The organism is Pseudarthrobacter sp. O4, assembly GCF_050157025.1.
Taxonomy (GTDB): domain Bacteria; phylum Actinomycetota; class Actinomycetes; order Actinomycetales; family Micrococcaceae; genus Arthrobacter.
Window position 1 is genome coordinate 3,778,694 of the sequence record NZ_CP189591.1, and the last position, 18,961, is coordinate 3,797,654.

Below are 18,961 nucleotides of genomic sequence, written 5' to 3' on the forward strand. Positions count from 1 at the left end.
CGCCGTCGGCAGGCCAGGCCCGGGCCCTAGTTGCCGCCCGGAACGGTGCCGATGACCGCGGAGACGGGGATCGGTCCGAAGTCGCGGGAGTCGATGGATGTCTCTCGGTTGTCCCCGAGCACGAACAGCTCCCCGGGCGGTACGGTCACCGGGCCGAAGTAGACGCCGTCGATGGTCTTCTGGTCCACATAGGGTTCATTTGCCGGCGCCCCGTCGACGTACAGCAGGCCGTCCAGGACCGAGACGGTCTGCCCTCCTTCCGCCACGACGCGCTTGAGCAGGATGCCGCCGTCCCTCCATCCGCCGCCGTCCGGTTCACGGAAGACGACCAGCTGTCCGGAACGGATGTCGGCCACATGCGGGGCGACCTTATTCAGCCAGACGACGCTGCCGGCCGCGATCGTGGGTTCCATGCTTACGGAGCTGACCGTGATCGGTTCGAGGACCCAGAGCCGGAGGCACAGCAACCCGCCCAGGCATACGGCCGCCGCGGCCAGCGTCCGGCGGTGCATGGTGATCAGCCCTGGACCGGATCAAAGACCGCCGGGGCCGCCGTGATCGGATCGTTCGGGTCGGCCTGGTCTGCGCGGAGGCCCACCCGGAACTGGAGCATCATGGCATGGTCCTCGTGGGTCGGGTTGTGGCAGTGCACCATGTACCGTCCGCGGTGGGGGCCGAACTGGACCAGCAGCCGGACGCTTTCTTCCTCGCCCACGTACGCGACATCCTTGGGCCCCTTCTCATAGGCGAATGGGGGCTTCCCATTGCGGCTGAGGATCTGGAAGTCCACCAGATGCAGGTGAATGGGGTGGAACCAGCCACCCGCGGTGTTTCGGAACTCCCAGATTTCCACCGCATTCAGGGCGGGCTCCGCCATGACCTTCTTGAAGCCGCTGGCGATGACGTCCTCCCAGGTCAAGTCATCGATGCTCCAGGTGTCATCGTGGCGCTTGACCCGGAACTCGCGGGTCTTGGTGGCGGCAGCTGCCGTGAGGTCCATCGCATGGCTGGAGGCCAGTGTGGTCGGGATCCTGTTCCAGCTTGGATCCTTGGTGTCGACGGCATCGGCAACGACGTCGAACGCCATGATCTTGCCGGTGTTGTCGAAGTCGCGGTTGTTGTCGTTGGAAAGATTGCGGAGTTCGATCCGCGTGCCCGCCGCATACTTACGAAAATCAATCAGGACCTCATAGCGCTCCGCATTTCCGTGGCGCCAGGATCCGACGGTCTGCGCGGCGGGCATCAGTCCGCCGTCAGTGGCGACCATGATGACGGGTTCCCCGTTGCTGAGGGTGAATCTGTAGGACCGCGAGACGGAGGCGTTGAGGATCCGGAAGCGGTAGACGCGCCGTTGGACCTTCATCACCGGCCAGGGCATTCCATTGACCAGGATGACGTCGCCCCACAGACCGGACTGGTCGCGGTCGTCAAACGCAAGCGAGCCGTTGGCTGCAAACATTGCGTCGCTGACGGTCAGTGGAATATCAAAGTTTCCCTGGGGAAGCAGGCCTTTCTCGATCGGATCGCTGATCAGGTACTGGGCGGCGAGTCCGGAGTAGACGTTCTGCGCGGTGAAATGAACGGCGTGATCGTGATACCAGAGGCTCCGCGCCGACTGGAAGTTCGGGTACTGGTAATCCTTGTAGAAGCCGGGCAGGGTGAGGTCATTCGCGTAGCCGTCGAACTGGGGAAGCGACGCGGAACCGTGCAGGTGCGTCGAGGTGGGCAGGGCATGGCCGAGGGTCGGGTGTTTGGCCGGCAGCTGGTTCCGCATGTGGACCACCGCCCGGGTGCCCTGGTCAATCCGGATGGTGGGCCCGGGGAAGATTCCGTTATAGCCGAGGATAGGCGTGGCCAGGCGGGGCAGTATCCGCGCGTTGGCCAGCCTTTCCGTCACGGTGTAGTGCCGGGTCTTGATTCCGTTTGCGTCGACAGTGGTCTGGAACGCCAGCGGGGGCGGAATTGTCAGCGGCGTCCGGTACGGGCGGGGCATGTCGCTGTCACTGAGAGTGCTGGCAGATTTGGCACTGACACCCGAAATCGGGACGGTCACAATGCCTGCGCCGACCATTCCCAGCCCGCTGAAAAGAAGCGCCTGCCGCCGTGTTACGGACATGATGATCAGCCTTTCATTCGGTTACCCGGTTGTTCTTCCGCCAGAGTGGGCCATGGGACTTGGAATAACCTATGCCCGCGCCGCCAGGCCGATTGCGCGGCGGCCCGCGACTTGCTAGCCGCTGTGGTGTGCCAGGCCCAGGGACAGGCGGGAGTCCCCGGGGCCCTCCAGGACGAGGGCGACGGCCTTGTCCGGGACTTCGAAGACCAGGGTTTCGCCGAGTGATTCCCCCTGCCGCAGCCACATGTTCGACGCCGAGCTCCACACCGGCTGCGCCTTGAGGGAGCCGAGGCCGGACACCGAGAAATCGCGGTCATCCAGCTGCACGCCGCCGCTTTCCAGTGCGGTGATCCGGACCACGAGCCGCACCCTGTGGCTCCCCTCCGTCGGGTTGCCGGACAGTGAACCGCCGTCGCCGGCCGGGGCCCAGCCGTCGACTTCCAGCGGGACGATTTCGCTGATGCTTGCCATGCCTCCCGGAACGATAGCCGAAGCGCCCAGTGGAACACTGGGCTCCGGTTTGGCCGTGAGGAACAGGTATGCCAGCGCGATCGCCAGGGCGCACAGCAGCGTGAGGGGGATCAGCAGGGCCCGCCGCCGTCCGGTGGACGGGCGGGGCCTGGTCTCGATCGCTGGGCCGGACATGCGGTCATTCAATCCCGGGCAACTTCGGAAAAGCCTATGCCCGCTTTCCCCGGGCGGGCCCGCGCTAGCTGCCGATGCCCAGGTATTTTGCGGTTGGTTCGTGTCCCTGGACTTCCAGAGTCCAGTCGGGGCGTTTGAACGACTGGGGCGTGAGGCGGACTTTCTGGACGTCCTGCGCCTTGCCGCCCCAGGCGGCGCGTGTGACGCCGTTGAGTTCGTAGCCGAGGGAACGCGAGACGCCAAGGGACTGCTGATTCCACGCTGCGGCCTCGGATTCCGCGACCTCTGCGCCGAGGTGGTCGAAGGCGTACTGGGCGACGGCGGCGCGCATCTCCTTGCCGAGTCCCTGGCCTTGGGCGCTTTGGCGGAGCCAGGAGCCGGTGGTGACCGTCTTCAGGGTAGCGAAGTCCTTGGCCGCGACGTCCTGGCAGCCGATGAACTCGCCGTCGTGCCAAATCCCCAGCAGCAGCGTCCATTCTTCCGGGGACATGCCTCCACGGCAACGCCAGTACCACTGCGCCATATTCGGGCCGAGTTCGTGTGCCGGGGCTTCGGTCCAGGGGTTGCTGAAGGGCCTGCGGCCCGGTTCATGGATGCCGCTGAGGGCCGCTTTGACTGCCGCCGGAATCTCCTCGTCGCGGATGGGCCGGAGTTCCAAACGGGGCGTGGTCAGTGTGAGGCCGAAAGGCGGCCAGTAGGGGGCGAGTTCAGTCATCCCGGAAGCCTAACGGCGCGGGGCTGCGGCTGCCAGTCACACGCCCGGCGACACGTCCCAGCTGATGTGCCGGCGCACATCGGTGAGGTTCATGGATTCGGCGAGGAACAGATCGTCCAGCATGTACTCGTCTACGGCCAGGATCCGCATCCAGTGGCCATAGCCGTCCGAGTCATCCTCAAGCCAGCGGCTCGAGACGCAGACGCCGGTGCCGGCGTCGATCCTTACCAGGGTGCGTCCCGGCCGGCAGAGCGGCGCGTCCGGGTCCGCCGGGCGGTAACCGGCATTGGGCGTGACTGTGGTTTCAAGTGCGGGACGGCCCTCATGGTCCACGTCGGTGATGGCGCCCAGTTCCACGGCGTTGGAGTTGGGGAACTCAAGGGGGACCGGGGCGTTGCCAGCCAGCTCAACAGGGTCCAGGGCGGCGCCGAATCGGCCGTTGCCGAAGCAAGGCTCGCCGTAGGCCGCTTCAGGCCGGCGCCGGACCAGGCCACCGTCATCGTAGACCGGGGTGACGAGTTGCGGCGGCAGCAGCCACGACTTCCGCGTGGAACTGACGTAGAACACGTCGCGGGAATCATTGATGCCCGTGGTGCTGTGGAGGACAAGACCGTCGGCGGTCTCGAGCCGCAGGGCTCCAGGACGCCGCAGCCACGCGCGGACCAGGTCGGGAGCGCCGCCAGCGGCCTCGCCGGACGTCTCCGCGTCGGAACCGGGCAGCGGCCGGTCCAGGTACTCGAACCGCAGCGACTGCCACTTCCACGGCGAGGAACGGCACAGGTTTCGGAAGGCGGCCTGCTCCGCCGGCCCTCCGGGCGTGCGCGGCCCGGGCCGGATCCTGCTGTCCCATGCGGCCATATCCACAGTTTACGCGCGGGCCCGGCCACGGCTGCCGCAAAATCCCGTAGCATCCGAGGGTGATCCAACTGCTCGGGAACCTCGTTCAAGCGGCCCCGCTGGCCTTCTGGCTGGTGGCGGCTGCCTGCGCCTACTTTGCGCTGATGGCCGTGCGGCTCGCCGTGATCGACATCCGTTACCACCTGCTGCCGAACCGGATCGTTTTTCCCTCCTATGCAGTGGCCGGTGTCCTCCTGCTCGGCGCGGCAGCCAGCACCGCTTTCCTGGGCGTGCCGGCAACGGATGTCACATCGGACGTCACCCCGGACGGCGCGGCCGGACTGTTCGGTGTGCCGGGACTGCGCATTGTCGCCGGGGGAGCGGTGTTGTGGCTGTTCTATTTCCTGTTGCGGGCCCTCTACCCGCCGGGCATGGGTTTTGGCGACGTCAAGCTTGCCGGCGTCCTGGGGATGTATCTGGGCTTCCTCGGTTGGCCTCATGTCTTCGCCGGCACCATTGCCGCGTTCCTTTTGGGGGGATTGTGGAGCCTGGGCCTGTTGGCGTTGCGGCGCGGCACCCTGAAATCGAGCATCCCTTTCGGGCCGTTCATGCTGGCCGGCACGGCCGCAGCCATGGTGCTGCTGCCCGCCGCCTGACGCCTCGGCCAAGTCCCTCCCGGACGTCTTCCTTGTGCACCCCGGGAGGCAACGCGCAGACTGGGCTCAACAATGCGGGTGGCCGCAATCGGACACCAATCGACGGGGGAGCCATGGCAGGATCACGGGGGCGCACCACGGGCGAGCGCGGCAAGCTGCGTCAGGTTCTGATCCTTTTTTGGCTGGTGGCCGCCCTTGGCGGCTGCGGAGGGTTGCCGGGGGATTCGGCTCCCGGCCCGCCGGAGCCCATGCGCCCGGGAGGCTCCCCACCAGCGGTTCCGGGTGCTACGCCCGGATCCTCCGCTCCGGACTTGACGTCGGGTTCCAGGTCTCCGGTGGTCTCAGCGTCCTCCACTCCCGGTCCGCAGACCCGCTATTGCGAGGGCGGCCCGTTGGGTTGCAGAATCTACCGCTCAGTCGGTGGGCGGGACGGTTCGGGTGAGCTTGACTGGCTGAGGACGCAGCCGCTGGAAGTGTCGAGTGTGTTCGTTAACGGAACGTGGACGATTGGAGTCAAGACCCCGTGCAACCATCTGGGTGTCGAGGTGGATGTGCGGGCCGGTCAGTTGATCCCGGGCCGGACCATCTCGACAGCCATGGGCTGCCTCGGCCCTGAAAGCGGATACGAAGATTGGGCCATGCAGCTTTTTCGGCAGCCCGTCGACTGGGAACTGGACGGCGCCTCACTCATCCTCCGGAATGGACACGGGACTGTGGAATTCGACGACGCCGGCCCAAACACCCAGCTGTAGTTTCCGTGCCGCACGGCCTCGCGGCAGCGCTTCCGGCGGTTAGGCTGGCGGCATGGCTACCCCCGGCTTCATCCGCAGGCTCCGCGAAAAGATCGGCCACGAGATGCTCTGGCTTCCGGCCGTTCGGGGAGTGGTAATTGACGACGCAGGCCGGGTGCTGCTCGGCCAGCGCGCCGACAACGGCCAGTGGGGCCTGATTACCGGAATCCTCGAGCCCGGTGAGGAGCCGGCCCCGGGCCTGCTGCGGGAAATCCTGGAGGAAACCGGCGTGGTGGCCCTTGCGGAGCGCCTCGTCGCGGTGGACGCGGCGGGCCCGGTGACATACCCGAACGGCGATTTGTGCCACTTTCTTACCCTGGTTTTCCGCTGCCGGCACCTCTCCGGTGAGGCGATGGTCAATGACGACGAATCCCTCGCCGTGGGTTGGTTCCGTCCCGAGGAGTTCCCGGAGCTGACGCCCGGTCACCTCGAGTCGGTCCGGCAGGCGATGGAACAAGATGGTGCCGCCCACTTCCTGCGATGATGCGTTCCCGCCGATTGGACCGACACAGGGAGCCGCACCCACCAACAGTGCGGCGTCCCTGCATGTGGCGTGGCGCCGAGCCGGGCGGCCCAGCTCCGCAGCTTTAGCCGCGCGGGCGCGTCAGCCCGGCGTCGTCCGCGGAAGCCGAAGCCTCAGCGTCCTTGGCGGCCGCGCAGTCCTGGTGGGCGTGGCGTTCGGCTTCCAGCCGCTCGGCCTCTTCGCCCCCCACTGCCTCGCCGCGGGCCACCATTCCGGCGGTGTCCGATAGCGGGATCTGCTTGAGGGTCAGTGCCAGGACCAGGGCGATCGCGAGGAAGGGCAGCAGGTACCAGAACACGGGCGCCAGCGAATCCGCGTAGGCACCTACGATGGCATCCTTGAGCTGGCCCGGGAGCCGGCTGAGGGCCTGCGGGTCCAACGTCCGGGTGGACTGTGAGGCCTGCTCGGCGGAGGCGCCGGCGCCCGTGAACGCCTTGGCCAGGGACTCGGACAGCCGGGCGGTGAAGATGGATCCGAAGACCGCGACGCCGAGGGAGGCGCCGACTTCGCGGAAGTAGTTGTTCGTGCTGGTGGCCGTGCCGATCTGCTCGGCCGGCACGGAGTTCTGCACCACCAGGACGATCACCTGCATGATCGAACCGAGACCGGCGCCGAACACCAGCAGCTGAACACAGATGACCCAGAGGGGGGTCGCCGCGGTAAGCGTGGTCAGCCAAAGCATCGCGGCGATGGTCAGGGCAGCCCCGAGGATCGGGAACAGCCGGTACTTGCCGGTTTTGGAAATGCGGATACCGGAAAAGATGGCCATGCCCATCAGTCCCGCCATCATGGGCAGCATCAGCAAACCGGACTCCGCGGCGGATGTGCCGGAGGACATCTGCAGGAAGGTGGGGACAAAGGCGATCGCGGCGAACATACCGAGGCCCAGGGTGAAGCCGATCGCCGTGGAGTTCACGAAGATCCGGTTCTTGAACAGGCTCAGCGGGATGATCGGATCCTCGGCACTGCGCTCAACCAGCACGAAGGCGGCGGCGGCCAGCACCGTGCCGGCGCCGAAGGCCCAGGTCAGCGGCGAATCCCAGCCTTCGTCCTTCTTGCCCCCGAAGTCCGTGAAGAAGATCAGGCAGGTGGTGGCTGCGGAGAGCAGCAGCACGCCGAGGACGTCGATGCGCTTCTCGGCCTTCTTGTTTGGCAGCGTGAGGGTGAACCACGCGATGGCGAACGCCGCGACGCCGATCGGGATGTTGATGTAGAAGGCCCATTCCCAGGTCAGGTGGTCCACGAAGTAGCCGCCCAGCAGGGGGCCGGCAACGGCAGAGAGACCGAAGATCGCGCCCAGCGGGCCCATGTATTTGCCGCGGTCCTTGGCCGGAACGATGTCCGCGATGATGGCCTGCGAGTGGATCATGAGGCCGCCGCCGCCCAGGCCCTGGACGGCGCGGAAGATCACGAAGCCCCAGAAATCGGTGGCGAAGGCGCAGCCGAGCGAAGCCAGGGTGAACAGCGCGATAGCGACGAGAAACAGGTTGCGGCGGCCCAGGATGTCACCGAACTTGCCGTAGATGGGCATCACGATGGTGGTGGCCAGCAGGTAGGCGGTGGTGATCCAGGCCTGGTGCTCGACTCCGCCGAGTTTGCCGACGATGGTGGGCATGGCAGTGGAGACGATCGTCTGGTCCAGGCTGGAGAGCAGCATGCCGGCGATGAGGGCGGAGAAAATGATCCAGATGCGTTTCTGGGTCAGCAGCAGCGGTTCGGCTGCCGGTTTGGGGCTGACGGCGGTGCTCATTGCGTTCCTTCGGGGGAAGTTGAGGGGGAAAGTTCAAAAGGCAGCGAAAAGAGGGTGCGTGCGGCTCCGACGTTCTCGAGCAGCATGTCCTTGTACGGGCGCGTGTTGCCTTCGGAGAAGTATGCGGCGCTGGTCTTGCGGGCGATGGTGCCCAGGAGGACCACCGCCATGCGCACCACGGGGTGGTCAGGCGGGACGCCCTCCCGGGCGGAGAGCATCCGGGCGAACTCGGCCTCGCGCTCTTCGGAAGCGCCGATGATCCGCAGCATCAGCTGGGGTTCCTTCTGGATGACGCCGATCAGCTGGCGGGTCTCTTCCTCCGAGGCGCTCATCTGTTCGGACAAGCGGAGCGTCAGTGCCACCAGATCCCGGAAAAGGGTGGAGGAAATCTCCCCGCCCGGGGAACCCGCGCCGCCCCGGATGAAGTCCTCGAAAATTTCGGCCGGGAGTTCGTCGTCGACGTGCCCGATAATCGCGTCTTCCTTGGAACGGAAGTAGTTGAAGAAGGTGCGGCGGGAGATGCCCGCCCGTCCGCAGACTTCCTCCACGGTGTAGCCGTTGAGACCGCGCTCGGCCGTCAGGGACCGCGCGACGGCGGTGATGGCCGCACGCGTCGCGGCGCGCTTGCGCTCGCGGAGGCCGCCCTCGATATTTGCACTGTGACTCATAAAGTGTATTTTTGCACTGAAGTGACATAAGTGCAAAGCGTGAAAGATGATCCAGCGGGCCCTATATTGTCGGTGCCCGGCCGTAGCCTGTTCGTGTCCAGTCATCCGCTGGAACAGTTGGCCCGGGCGTCCGGGCCGGAAACGGGGAAACATGACAGACTCTGCTTTGACACACGTGTACGTCCTCCTGGACCGATCGGGGTCCATGAGTGCCATCGCCGACGACACGGTGGGCGGATTCGCGGCCTTCGTCCGTGAGCAGCAGTCGGTGGCCGGCCGCTGCCGGCTCTCCCTTGCACAGTTCGACGACAGCTACGAGCGGGTCTACGCCGCAGTGGACATCCAGGATGTGCCTCCCCTGGACCTGCAGCCGCGCGGCAGCACTGCCCTGCACGATGCCATGGTCCGGCTGATCGGGGAGGCCGGCGCGGAGTTGGCCGCCCTGCCGGAGGACCGGCGACCCGGCACGGTTCTCGTGGCCGTCCTGACTGATGGCCACGAGAACTCGTCGCGGGAGGCCACGGGCGCCATGGTCAAGTCGCTGGTCGAACGTCAGCAGAGCCAGTGGGGGTGGCAGTTCACCTACCTGGGCGCAAACCAGGACGCCGTGCTGACGGCCAGCGGCCTCGGAATCCGGGCAGAGGACGCTTTGACGTATGCCGCGGGAAACGTGGACGCGGCCTTCTCGGTCCAGTCGGCCAAGACCCGCCGGCTGCGTGAGGCCCGGATCGGCGGCGCCAGCATGGCGGATGCGGCCGCGGCAGCGGCCTACACGGCGGAGGAGCGGGAGGCAGCCGGGGGAGATCCGCCCGGGGTCTGAGGAGAGGCGCCTTGGCCGGGGTCCGGCGGCCACGAACGACGTCGGCCGGCAACCTTCAAGGAAAGCTGCCGGCCGACGTCGGACGTTCTTACGGAGTGCGGGTGCCGCCCGCGGTCACTACGACTTCGCGGTCACTAGGCCTTGTGCGGCGGACGCGTCATGGACATGACGTCCAGTGCGGTGTCCAGCTGCTCCTCGGTCAGTTCGCCGCGCTCCAGGAAGCCCATGGCCACCACGGTCTCGCGGACGGTCAGGCCCTCGGCCACGGCCTTCTTGGCGATCTTGGCGGCGTTTTCGTAGCCGATGAACTTGTTCAGCGGGGTAACGATGGACGGGGAGGCCTCGGCCAGGAAGCGGGCGCGTTCCACGTTGGCGGTGATGCCGTCGATCATCTTGTCCGCCATGACGCGGCTGGTGTTGGCCAGAAGGCGCACGGACTCGAGCAGGTTGGCGGCCATCACGGGGATGCCCACGTTCAGTTCGAAGGCGCCGTTGGTGCCGGACCAGGCGATGGCGGTGTCGTTGCCGATGACCTGGGCGCACACCATGATGGAGGCTTCGCAGATGACCGGGTTGACTTTGCCCGGCATGATCGAGGAGCCCGGCTGCAGATCCGGGATCGCGATTTCGCCGAGGCCGGTGTTGGGGCCGGAGCCCATCCAGCGCAGGTCGTTGTTGATCTTCATGAAGGAGATCGCGATGTTGCGCAGCTGGCTCGAGGCCTCGATCAGGCCGTCGCGGTTGGCCTGGGCCTCGAAGTGGTTGCGGGCCTCGGTCAGCGGCAGGCCCGTGTCGGCGGCGAGCAGTTCGATCACGCGCTCCGGGAAGCCGGCCGGGGTGTTGATGCCGGTGCCGACGGCCGTGCCTCCGAGGGGAACTTCGGCCACCCGGGGAAGGGAGGCGTTGATGCGTTCGATGCCGTAGCGGACCTGCGCGGCGTAGCCGCCGAACTCCTGGCCCAGAGTGACCGGGGTGGCGTCCATGAGGTGCGTGCGGCCGGACTTCACGACGTCCTTGAACTCGACGGCCTTGCGTTCCAGCGAATCCGCCAGGTAGCCGAGGGCCGGGATCAGGTCGTTGATCAGCGCGGACGTGGCGGCCACGTGGACCGAGGTGGGGAAGACGTCGTTGGAGGACTGGGAGGCATTGACGTGGTCGTTCGGGTGGACCACCTTGCCGCTGCCGGCGGCCTTGAGGGCCCGGGAGGCAAGCTCCGCGATGACCTCGTTGGTGTTCATGTTGGAGGACGTGCCGGAGCCCGTCTGGAAGACGTCGATGGGGAAGTCGCCGTCGTACTTCCCGGCGGCAACCTCATCGGCAGCGTCGGCGATCGCCTGGGCCAGCTCGCCGTCGAGCACGCCCAGTTCTGCGTTGGCCTGGGCGGCAGCCTTCTTGACCCGCGCGAGGGCCTCGATGTGGGCGCGCTCCAGGGTCTTGCCGGAGATGGGGAAGTTTTCGACTGCACGCTGCGTCTGGGCGCGGTACAGGGCGTTCACGGGGACGCGGACTTCGCCCATCGTGTCGTGTTCAATGCGGAACTCTTCAGTGTTCAACTCTTCAGTGGAAGTCATGGGGCTAGCTTATTGGGAGGGGGCGCCCCATCGAAAACCGTGAACCGGCTGGCGGAAGGCGGCCGCCGGCGGGACTACAGTTCGCCGATTCCAGAAACGCGGTCGGCATGGCCGTCGGCCAGGCTGTAGGCGAGCCCGATCACGGCGGCACGGCCGCTGTCGATGGCGTCCGAGATCACGCGCGAGCTGTCCACCAGCCGCCGGGAGGTCTGCTTGACGTTCTCGACCACCATGTCGTTAATGCCGTCCTGATTGTTACGCAGTGAGGCCAGCACCGAGGGCGTGATCCGCTCGACCAGGCTGCGCATGAAGCCGACCGGCATCTCCCCGGTTTCCACGGCTTTTTTGGTGGCCGTCACGGCGCCGCAGTTATCGTGGCCGAGTACCACGATCAGCGGCACATCCAGGACGCTGATGCTGTATTCCAGCGAGCCGAGCACGGCGTCGTCGATCACCTGCCCGGCGGTGCGGACCACGAAGGCGTCCCCCAGGCCGAGGTCGAAGATGATTTCGGCGGCGAGCCGGGAATCGGAGCAGCCGAAGATCACGGCGAAGGGGTGCTGGTTCTCCACGAGGGAGGAACGGCGCGAGGCGTCCTGGTTGGGATGGGAGGATGCGCCGGTAACAAAGCGCTCGTTGCCTTCCCGGAGGCGCTGCCAGGCTAGGGCGGGAGTCAGGTAAGTGGCCACGGCAATACCTTACGGTGATGGAGGGGCGGAGGGTGAAACTGTTGCTTCGGGATTGTTGTCCAGGGACGTCACGACGGCGGCGGCCAGCACCGTGAACTCGTCGAGCTGCGCCGGGCCGCTCAGGATGACGGTAGTGCCGCGGTGGACGAGCACCATGCTCTTTTCGCCCTTGCCGGTGTCCCGGAGTTCCCAGTCGCGTCCCCCCGCGTTCCTGGTCCCCGTCAGGGGAGCATTTTTCACCTGCTGCAGCAACCACGTGGGATTGGACTGCCGGGTCTGCACCAGGCCGATGAAGGACTGCTTGGGCGTGATGTAGCCGACCTCCCAGGTCGCGACACCGGTACCCGTGCCGGACTCCCACCGGGCGTAATTCGGCCGGAATGCGTCGCCCGTGGAGGGGGCCGCCGGTGTGAATCCCGCCACACCTGCGGCATTCTTCGCAATGCCGCTGACATCGATGTCCGGCCGGTAGCCGTCGCTCTTCGGCGACGGGTTCAGGAGGACGATCGGCAGGAAAACGGCGATGCTCAGCGCCAGCGCAATGAACATACCGATCACCGAGGCGTTCGCGCGTTTCGCCGCCCCGGCGGCGATGACGGGCTTGACGGGCGGCTGGCCGGCCTCGGCCGGGGCTCCCTGCGCGGCTCCGCCGGCGGGGGGCACTGGGGCTGCGGGGGACGTATCCTGCATTTCACTCACCCCTCTATAGTCGCCCATCCCGGTGCCGATCTCACATTCGGGAGTACCGGCCCGTGGCAGAGTGAGGTGTTTCACGGCGTGGTCATGCCGAGACGTAGCATTCCCGGCGCGACTATGATCAGTAACAGACGAATCACCGCGACGGATCGATCTTGGCCGTCCGGGTTCAACGATCGCCACTCGAAGAAGAGGTTCACGTGTCACCAGCGTCCATGACCCAGAAGTACTCCACGCTTTCCCCGTCTCTCGCCGTCGGGATCGACGAGCCTGACCGCAACCTTGCACTGGAACTGGTCCGCGTCACCGAGGCCGCGGCCATCGCCGGCGGCCACTGGGTTGGTTTCGGCGACAAGAACAAGGCAGACGGCGCCGCCGTCGACGCCATGCGCTCCTTCCTTCAGACGGTCCACTTCAACGGCGTTGTGGTCATCGGTGAAGGCGAGAAGGACGAGGCCCCGATGCTCTTCAACGGCGAGAATGTCGGTGACGGCACAGGCCCCGAGTGCGACGTCGCCGTCGACCCCATCGACGGAACCCGCCTCGCTGCCCTCGGCATCAACAACGCCTTGGCCGTCCTGGCCGTGGCGGAGCGCGGCTCCATGTTCGACCCCTCCGCGGTCTTCTATATGGAAAAGCTCGTGACCGGCCCGGAAGCGGCCGACATGGTGGACCTGCGCCTGCCGGTCAAGCAGAACCTGCACCTCATCGCCAAGGCCAAGGGCGTCAAGGTCAACCAGCTCAACGTGATGATCCTGGACCGGGACCGCCACCGTGGGCTCGTGGAGGAAATCCGCGAGGCCGGTGCCCGCACGAAGTTCATCATGGACGGCGACGTCGCCGGTGCTATCGCTGCCGCGCGCGCCGGTACCGGTGTCGATGCCCTGATGGGTATCGGCGGTACGCCGGAAGGCATCGTCTCGGCCTGCGCCATCAAGTCCCTCGGCGGCGTGATCCAGGGCCGCCTGTGGCCCACGAGCGATGACGAGAAGCAGAAGGCCATCGACGCCGGCCACGACCTGGACCGTGTGCTGTCCACCAACGACCTCGTCTCCAGCGACAACTGCTACTTCGCGGCCACCGGCATCACCGACGGTGACCTCCTCAAGGGCGTGCGCTACTCCAAGGACAAGGTCCTCACGCAGTCCATCGTGATGCGCTCGAAGTCCGGCACCATCCGGTTCGTGGACGGCGAGCACCAGGCCAGCAAGTGGGAAGGCTACGCCCGCAAGAACTAGGCCGCTCCCTTCAGGTAGCGCGAACGTACGCTTGGGGCCCCGGATCGACGCGATTCGGGGCCCCAGCTGTACGCTCGCGCTGTTCTTGGCGGCCCAATGCGGCCCGGACCTTTTCGACGACGAACGGGTGGTCTCCCTCCAGGTCGTCCTTGGAAACCCTGATCTCCCGCCAGCCAAGGCGTTCGGTCGCCGTCTGGCGCAAGATGTCGAGCCTGTACTGCTGTGGGTCCCCGTGGTGTGCGCCGTCGTACTGCAGGGCGATCCGGTGTTCCGGGTAGGCCGCATCAGGCCAGACGGCGGGCCGGCCCCAGCTGTTGCGGACCATGTAGTTGAGGACAGGTTCACCCAGCCCGGCCCGGCAAAGGACGAGCCGCATTTTCGTCTCCTGCGGAGAATCCGCCCCCACCCGGATATCGGCCAGCGCTGCACGCGCCGTCCGCACCCCGCGCATACCGGGATGCGCGGCGACCATCCGCTGCAGCTCGCCGATCGAGGCCAGTGCAACGCGGGGCGCAGGAAAGTCCCGGCCGTGTCCGACGACGATCGAGTCGCCGGCCGCCACCAGCTCGTCCGGGGCCAGCAAGGACGCCAGATCCAGCCACGTCCGGGCCGCTGAGGTGACGCGCAGGCCGTTCAGATTGACGACCTCGCCGGCAAGGAAGGTCAGGCGGTGCCCGACGACATTCCGGCGCCGGGGTTTGCTGCAGTTGCGTTCCCTCGCCACATGGATCCGCCAGTCCTCCTGCAGCCACGCCGGGAGGCTCACACCCCAGACCAAGCCGCCGGAGTGATGGGTAATGATCGACACGCCGTCGAGGGCTGTGAAGGCGCGCAGGTTGGACGCCGCGCCGCCGGGACCCCCGGCGGGGATCCTGATGCCGCGGGAAGGAATGTAGACGTCCGGCCGGCGTGTGCGTTTCCGGGTCAGTCCGGCGTCATCCGAGGCGGCGGCTGTGAAGGAGCCAGCCAGGAGTTCCGGCGGCAAAGGCAGGCGGGGCATGCTTCAGTTTCGCCGGTCCGGGACCCCCGCACCCGGTTATCCACAGGCCGGGCCCCGCCTGACAGCGCGAACGGGCACTTGGCGCCCGGAAAACCGCGGTTCCGGGGCGCCAAGTGTCCGCTCGCGCGAGGGGAGAGAGGGGAGAGAGGGGAGAGAGGGGAGAGAGGGGGGAGAGGGGGGAGCGAGGAGGAGGGAGAGGGAGAGCCCGGGGTGGAGGGGTTACTTCCGGAGCCGGGCGCGGACGCCCGTCTGCAGCCCCTTGACCAACGTCTTCGCGGCCTGGGCACACCGGCGGGCCAGCTGGTACGCGCCGTAGCGCAGCTTCCGCACCGGCAGGTCCCAGGTGCCGGGATAGGCCACCCCGCGTCCGCCGAAGGACTTCTTGAACACCGTGAAACCGGCCCACTTGTGGTCCGGCTGGTCTTCGGGGGCCACGCCCCAGAGGTCGACGTGCTTCAGGCCCTTGTCCCTGGCGTCGGCGATCAGGGTCACCAGCAGCGGAATGCCCGCGCTGAGCTTCCGGTGCGTGTCATCCAGCGCGGCGTGCGCGTAGGTGCGGGTGTCCGCCGAATCGTACGCCAGGGCGGCGGCGATCGGAGTGCCCTCCAGCTCGGCAATGAAGAGCGTCGCGGCCCCGGCCGGCATCAGGGAGCGGGCCACCTGGCTCAGGTACTCATCGCTCTGGGGCTTGAAACCGTTGCGCGCCGCGGTCATATGCAGGAAATCCAGCAGCACCGAGACCTCGGCCGGATCCTGGCTGGAGCGGAACGTCACACCCTTCTTGTGGATGTTCCGGTACAGGTTGCGGTTCACCGGCTTCATGTCCGCCAGGACGTCCTTGAAATCGCGGTCCAGGTCCACAATCCAGCTGAGCTCGGGCTGCTGGTTCGCCGGCGCGGGCTGCAGGCCGCGGCTGCGCAACACGGCGGCGGCGGGCGCTGGCAGGCCGGCACCTACCGGCTCAATCCGGACAAACACTGCCCCGCGGCTGCGCGCCAGATCCGTCAGGGCCGCCAGCGCGGCGTCGAACGCCTCCAGCGTAGAGGCCACCGGGCCGTAGGGTGCGTACAGCAGCTTCCCCGCCGGGTTCGTCTCCTCGACCGCGAGGAAGCTCCAGCCGGGCCCGGACTTTTCATGGACGGTCCGGCCCAGCGCGCGTTGGAAGTCGGCCCACGGGGGGCTCTGCAGGAAATAGTCCACGGTGTCAGGCTTTCAGTGCGGTGGTGACGGCAAAGGCCAGGGCTGCCTCGGTGGCGCCGGAGACGGCGTGCACGTTGACCGGCGCTTCGGCGGCGGGCAGGAAGGCGCTCGCGCCGCGGCCCAGGCGCAGCTCGCCCTTGGGGGAGTCGAGGAGGACGGCGCCGGCGACCACGATGATCACGGCGGCTCCGGACTGCGCCAGCGGGACCGGCTCGCCGCCGGGCTCCAGGTCCACCCGCTGCAGCTGGAATTCCCGGAACGGCGGCCGGAAGAGCTCCTGGCCCAGCATCGTGGTCCCGGCGCCGAGCATCGGCACGCCGACGGCCTCGAACGCAACGGTCTTGAGGAGCTCCGGCACGTCCACGAACTTGGGCGTCAGCCCGCCGCGGAGCACATTGTCCGAGGAGGCCATGACCTCGATCCCGAGGCCGTGGAGGTACGCGTGCACATTGCCGGCGGGCAGGTACACGGCCTCACCCGGCGCCAGCGAAATCCGGTTCAGCAGCAGCGAGATCAGCACGCCCGGGTCGCCGGGATATTCGCCGTTGAGCTCGACGACGGTCGACAGCTCCGCCTGGTAGGAGGCCGTGGGGGCGCCCGAGACCAGGGCGGCGACGACGGCGGCGGTCGCGTGCGAAACGTCCTCGCCGCCAGCTATCAGCCGTTCGAAGGCGGCGCGCAGGGCAGCCTGTTCGTCGGGTTGGGCCAGGTCTTCCAGCAGCTGCGGAACCAGCGGAGGGAGCTCGAGCCCAGCCAGGTCAAAGCACGCCGCCAGGTGCAGGAAGACGCCGCGGGATTCCACCGCCGGACGGAAGCCGCACAGTGCCTCGAAATCCGTCAGCGCGAAGATCATTTCCGGCTTGTGGTTGTCGTCCTTGTAGTTGCGCCCGGGGGCGGAGTGATCGACGCCTGCGGCCTCCTCCCGGGCAAAGCCTTCCCGGGCCTGGCGGAGCGTGGGATGCACCTGCAGGGAGAGCGGTCTGTCCGCGGCGAGGACCTTGAGCAGGAACGGCAGCCGGGGGCCGAACTCGGCGATGCTTTCGCCGCCCAGGTGATGCTCCGGGTCTTCCGCGATCAGCTCGTCCAGGGGCCGGCGTCCGTCGTCGTCAGCCCCCGCGGCGTGCGCTCCGCCGGAACCGGACGCGGCATACGACAGCGCCACGGACGGGGAGTCCGGGTGCGCGCCGATCCACAGCTCGGCCTCGGGCCCGCCGGACGCGGGCCTGCCGAGCAGTTTCGCAATCGCCGTGGTGGAACCCCAGGCGTAGGGCCGGAGGACGTTCTCGAGTTCGTACACTGCCTGGTCCCTATCTGGTTACTGACGTTCGGTCGCTAAAAGTTGGGTGGACCGCCGGATCAGGTCAAGTCCGCGTCCCGGATATCCGGAGCGCTTCCGGAGTCTAGAGCGGCGCGCACTGGCCGTTGGTCGCGACCAGATCGCGGATCGACTGTTCGTCGCCCTGACGCTTGAAATCGTTGAGCATCTCCTCCGTGATCGGCTCGCCGTCGGGCGTCGTGGTCACGGGGGTGAAGTCCGACGGCGGCGGCGGGGGCTGCGTGCCGGTTACCCCGCCGGCGGCGGAGAGCGGTCCGGGCGCCGCGGCCTGCGGGAGCAGGCTGTCATCGGCCGTTGCCGAGGCCTTCGCGGCGAGGAGCCGGTCCACCCGCTCGTGGATCTGATCGAAGTCCGGAACCGTTGAGAAGGAGGCGTCGAAGTCCGGCGGCCCGATGGTCAGGCGGCTCACTTCCTGGCCCTTGGCCTTCATCGCCAGGTCCACGAAGCTTCCGAGCTGGCCAGCGGAAATATTGGAGTCCACCACCTTGGTGCCCGCCTTGGCGATGTCTTCGAACTTGGACAGCAGCGTGGCCGGGTCGAGCTGCTTGAGCATCGCCTGCTGGACGCACTGCTGCCGCTGGATCCGGGCGTAATCGTCCACGAATTCCCGCGAACGGCCGTACCAGAGGGCGTGGTAACCATCCAGCGTCTGGTCTCCTGCCGGGATCCAGCCCAGCGGCATGCCGTGAATGCCGTTGGCCTCATCGACCATGTCGCCGCTCATCGGGACCCAGCCGCCCGCCTTGATCCGGATGCCGCCCATGGCATCGATGAGCTTGGAGAAGCCTTCCATGTCCACCAGCACGTAGGCCTGGACCTTGATGCCGAGCGTTCCGGACACCGCCTCCAGCGTGGCCTGCGCACCCGGGTCTTCCACCCCGGGGTAGAGGTCCTGGTGTTCGTTGGTGACTTCGGTGTTGATGGCGTTGATGAGGCATTCGTCGCCGCAGTCGTAGCCGTCGGGGTATATCTTGCGCATGGGGGAGTCTTCGCTGAACTGCGCGTTCTGGAGGTTGCGGGGCACCGAGATGATGGCGGTTTTGCCGGTCTTGGCGTCAACGCTGATGACGGAGAGGCTGTCCGGGCGGCGGCCCGTGCGGTCCGCTCCGGCGTCGCCGCCCATCATCAGGAAGTTGTACCGGCCCTCGGACGGCTCGATCGTGGGGCCGTTGGAGGAGAAGATGCTCCCGATTGCGTCCCGTCCCACGTTGAGCAGGTAGGCCGCATAGCCCAGTGAACCGCTGCCAAGGACCATCGCCAGCACGAGGGCCAGCACGACGGCGGGGCGCACCCCGGGTGCCAGCAGCGCCGGGCGGATCAGGCGCAGGGTGTTGTAGAACAGGGCGGCCCAGCCGATGGCGAGGACCGCGAGGCCGATGACCAGCAGGAGCGAGGCGATGGGGTTCGTCAGGAGGTTGATCAGCGTGGAACGCGCCGTCAGGAGAAGCACAACCGCCGCAAGGGTCAGTGCCCAGACGGTGAAGGTGACCCGCAGCGCGATCCTTCCGAGCCGCTTGTTGCCCGCGACGATCTGGGCGCTGCCGGGAACCAGCAGCGTCATCAGGACCAGCAGGAACGCGCGCTTGGTCAGGACCGGTGCCGCGGCGCCCGAGGGAAAGCGGACAGGGTCCGTCAGGGACGGCTGCGGCTGGTTCTGCCGGTCCGGCCGCCGTTTGTTCTGCGGAGCAGGGGCGTAACTATTGGTCATCG

The 18,961-nt window shown here is 67.2% G+C and carries 19 protein-coding genes; 5 read left to right on the top strand and 14 right to left on the bottom strand.

Features of this window, described 5'->3' with window-relative positions:
- Positions 1-26 precede the first annotated feature (26 nt).
- The 5 genes from lepB to ACQCSU_RS17600 all read right to left on the bottom strand — a co-directional run bounded on the left by lepB (position 27) and on the right by ACQCSU_RS17600 (position 4,334).
- On the bottom strand, positions 27-512 hold the full coding sequence (gene lepB, locus ACQCSU_RS17580) for a signal peptidase I (RefSeq protein WP_426976533.1): 486 nt from the start codon (positions 510-512) through the stop codon (positions 27-29).
- Positions 513-517: 5 nt separating this feature from the next.
- A complete protein-coding gene (locus ACQCSU_RS17585; protein WP_426976534.1) occupies positions 518-2,116 on the bottom strand; it encodes a multicopper oxidase family protein in 1,599 nt (532 codons plus the stop codon).
- A 114-nt stretch (positions 2,117-2,230) separates the two neighbouring features.
- Positions 2,231-2,761, bottom strand: coding sequence for a hypothetical protein (locus ACQCSU_RS17590; RefSeq protein WP_426976535.1), 531 nt, complete (start codon positions 2,759-2,761; stop codon positions 2,231-2,233).
- Between the two features lie 64 nt (positions 2,762-2,825).
- The gene (locus ACQCSU_RS17595; RefSeq protein WP_426976536.1) at positions 2,826-3,476 is read right to left on the bottom strand and encodes a GNAT family N-acetyltransferase; all 651 of its coding nucleotides are present in this window, start codon (positions 3,474-3,476) and stop codon (positions 2,826-2,828) included.
- Between the two features lie 36 nt (positions 3,477-3,512).
- Positions 3,513-4,334 (bottom strand): hypothetical protein, encoded by an 822-nt coding sequence (locus tag ACQCSU_RS17600; protein WP_426976537.1) that lies wholly within the window; start codon positions 4,332-4,334, stop codon positions 3,513-3,515.
- 59 nt (positions 4,335-4,393) lie between these two features.
- Here ACQCSU_RS17600 and ACQCSU_RS17605 point away from each other — a divergent pair, with 59 nt between their 5' ends.
- The 3 genes from ACQCSU_RS17605 to ACQCSU_RS17615 all read left to right on the top strand — a co-directional run bounded on the left by ACQCSU_RS17605 (position 4,394) and on the right by ACQCSU_RS17615 (position 6,244).
- Positions 4,394-4,969, top strand: coding sequence for a prepilin peptidase (locus ACQCSU_RS17605; protein ID WP_426976538.1), 576 nt, complete (start codon positions 4,394-4,396; stop codon positions 4,967-4,969).
- A gap of 248 nt (positions 4,970-5,217) precedes the next feature.
- The gene (locus ACQCSU_RS17610; protein WP_426979831.1) at positions 5,218-5,721 is read left to right on the top strand and encodes an META domain-containing protein; all 504 of its coding nucleotides are present in this window, start codon (positions 5,218-5,220) and stop codon (positions 5,719-5,721) included.
- 52 nt (positions 5,722-5,773) lie between these two features.
- Positions 5,774-6,244 carry an NUDIX hydrolase gene (locus tag ACQCSU_RS17615; protein WP_426976539.1) on the top strand — a complete coding sequence of 157 codons (471 nt, stop codon included), beginning with the start codon at positions 5,774-5,776 and terminating at the stop codon, positions 6,242-6,244.
- A 103-nt stretch (positions 6,245-6,347) separates the two neighbouring features.
- Here the strand turns inward: ACQCSU_RS17615 and ACQCSU_RS17620 are convergent, their stop codons facing one another.
- On the bottom strand, positions 6,348-8,033 hold the full coding sequence (locus ACQCSU_RS17620) for an MDR family MFS transporter (RefSeq protein ID WP_426976540.1): 1,686 nt from the start codon (positions 8,031-8,033) through the stop codon (positions 6,348-6,350).
- Positions 8,030-8,701: a TetR/AcrR family transcriptional regulator gene (locus ACQCSU_RS17625; RefSeq protein WP_426976541.1), complete on the bottom strand. Its 672-nt coding sequence runs from the start codon at positions 8,699-8,701 to the stop codon at positions 8,030-8,032. The genes ACQCSU_RS17620 and ACQCSU_RS17625 overlap by 4 nt, the downstream gene beginning before the upstream one ends.
- A gap of 151 nt (positions 8,702-8,852) precedes the next feature.
- Here ACQCSU_RS17625 and ACQCSU_RS17630 point away from each other — a divergent pair, with 151 nt between their 5' ends.
- The gene (locus ACQCSU_RS17630) at positions 8,853-9,521 is read left to right on the top strand and encodes a VWA domain-containing protein (protein ID WP_426976542.1); all 669 of its coding nucleotides are present in this window, start codon (positions 8,853-8,855) and stop codon (positions 9,519-9,521) included.
- 134 nt (positions 9,522-9,655) lie between these two features.
- Here the strand turns inward: ACQCSU_RS17630 and ACQCSU_RS17635 are convergent, their stop codons facing one another.
- The 3 genes from ACQCSU_RS17635 to ACQCSU_RS17645 form a co-directional block, all read right to left on the bottom strand.
- Positions 9,656-11,092, bottom strand: a complete 1,437-nt coding sequence (locus tag ACQCSU_RS17635) for a class II fumarate hydratase (protein WP_426976543.1) — start codon at positions 11,090-11,092, stop codon at positions 9,656-9,658.
- A 74-nt stretch (positions 11,093-11,166) separates the two neighbouring features.
- A complete protein-coding gene (locus ACQCSU_RS17640) occupies positions 11,167-11,781 on the bottom strand; it encodes a carbonic anhydrase (RefSeq protein ID WP_426976544.1) in 615 nt (204 codons plus the stop codon).
- 9 nt (positions 11,782-11,790) lie between these two features.
- A complete protein-coding gene (locus tag ACQCSU_RS17645) occupies positions 11,791-12,471 on the bottom strand; it encodes a DUF4245 domain-containing protein (RefSeq protein WP_426976545.1) in 681 nt (226 codons plus the stop codon).
- 221 nt (positions 12,472-12,692) lie between these two features.
- Between ACQCSU_RS17645 and glpX the strand changes: the two genes are divergently transcribed.
- Positions 12,693-13,715, top strand: a complete 1,023-nt coding sequence (glpX, locus tag ACQCSU_RS17650) for a class II fructose-bisphosphatase (RefSeq protein ID WP_426979832.1) — start codon at positions 12,693-12,695, stop codon at positions 13,713-13,715.
- 10 nt (positions 13,716-13,725) lie between these two features.
- Here glpX and ACQCSU_RS17655 read toward each other — a convergent pair whose 3' ends face one another.
- The 4 genes from ACQCSU_RS17655 to ACQCSU_RS17670 form a co-directional block, all read right to left on the bottom strand.
- A complete protein-coding gene (locus tag ACQCSU_RS17655) occupies positions 13,726-14,715 on the bottom strand; it encodes an endonuclease domain-containing protein (RefSeq protein ID WP_426976546.1) in 990 nt (329 codons plus the stop codon).
- 219 nt (positions 14,716-14,934) lie between these two features.
- Positions 14,935-15,915 (bottom strand): lipid II:glycine glycyltransferase FemX, encoded by a 981-nt coding sequence (locus ACQCSU_RS17660; protein WP_426976547.1) that lies wholly within the window; start codon positions 15,913-15,915, stop codon positions 14,935-14,937.
- Positions 15,916-15,919: 4 nt separating this feature from the next.
- The gene (manA, locus tag ACQCSU_RS17665) at positions 15,920-17,212 is read right to left on the bottom strand and encodes a mannose-6-phosphate isomerase, class I (protein WP_426976548.1); all 1,293 of its coding nucleotides are present in this window, start codon (positions 17,210-17,212) and stop codon (positions 15,920-15,922) included.
- A gap of 103 nt (positions 17,213-17,315) precedes the next feature.
- The gene (locus ACQCSU_RS17670) at positions 17,316-18,959 is read right to left on the bottom strand and encodes an LCP family protein (RefSeq protein ID WP_426976549.1); all 1,644 of its coding nucleotides are present in this window, start codon (positions 18,957-18,959) and stop codon (positions 17,316-17,318) included.
- Positions 18,960-18,961 lie beyond the last annotated feature (2 nt).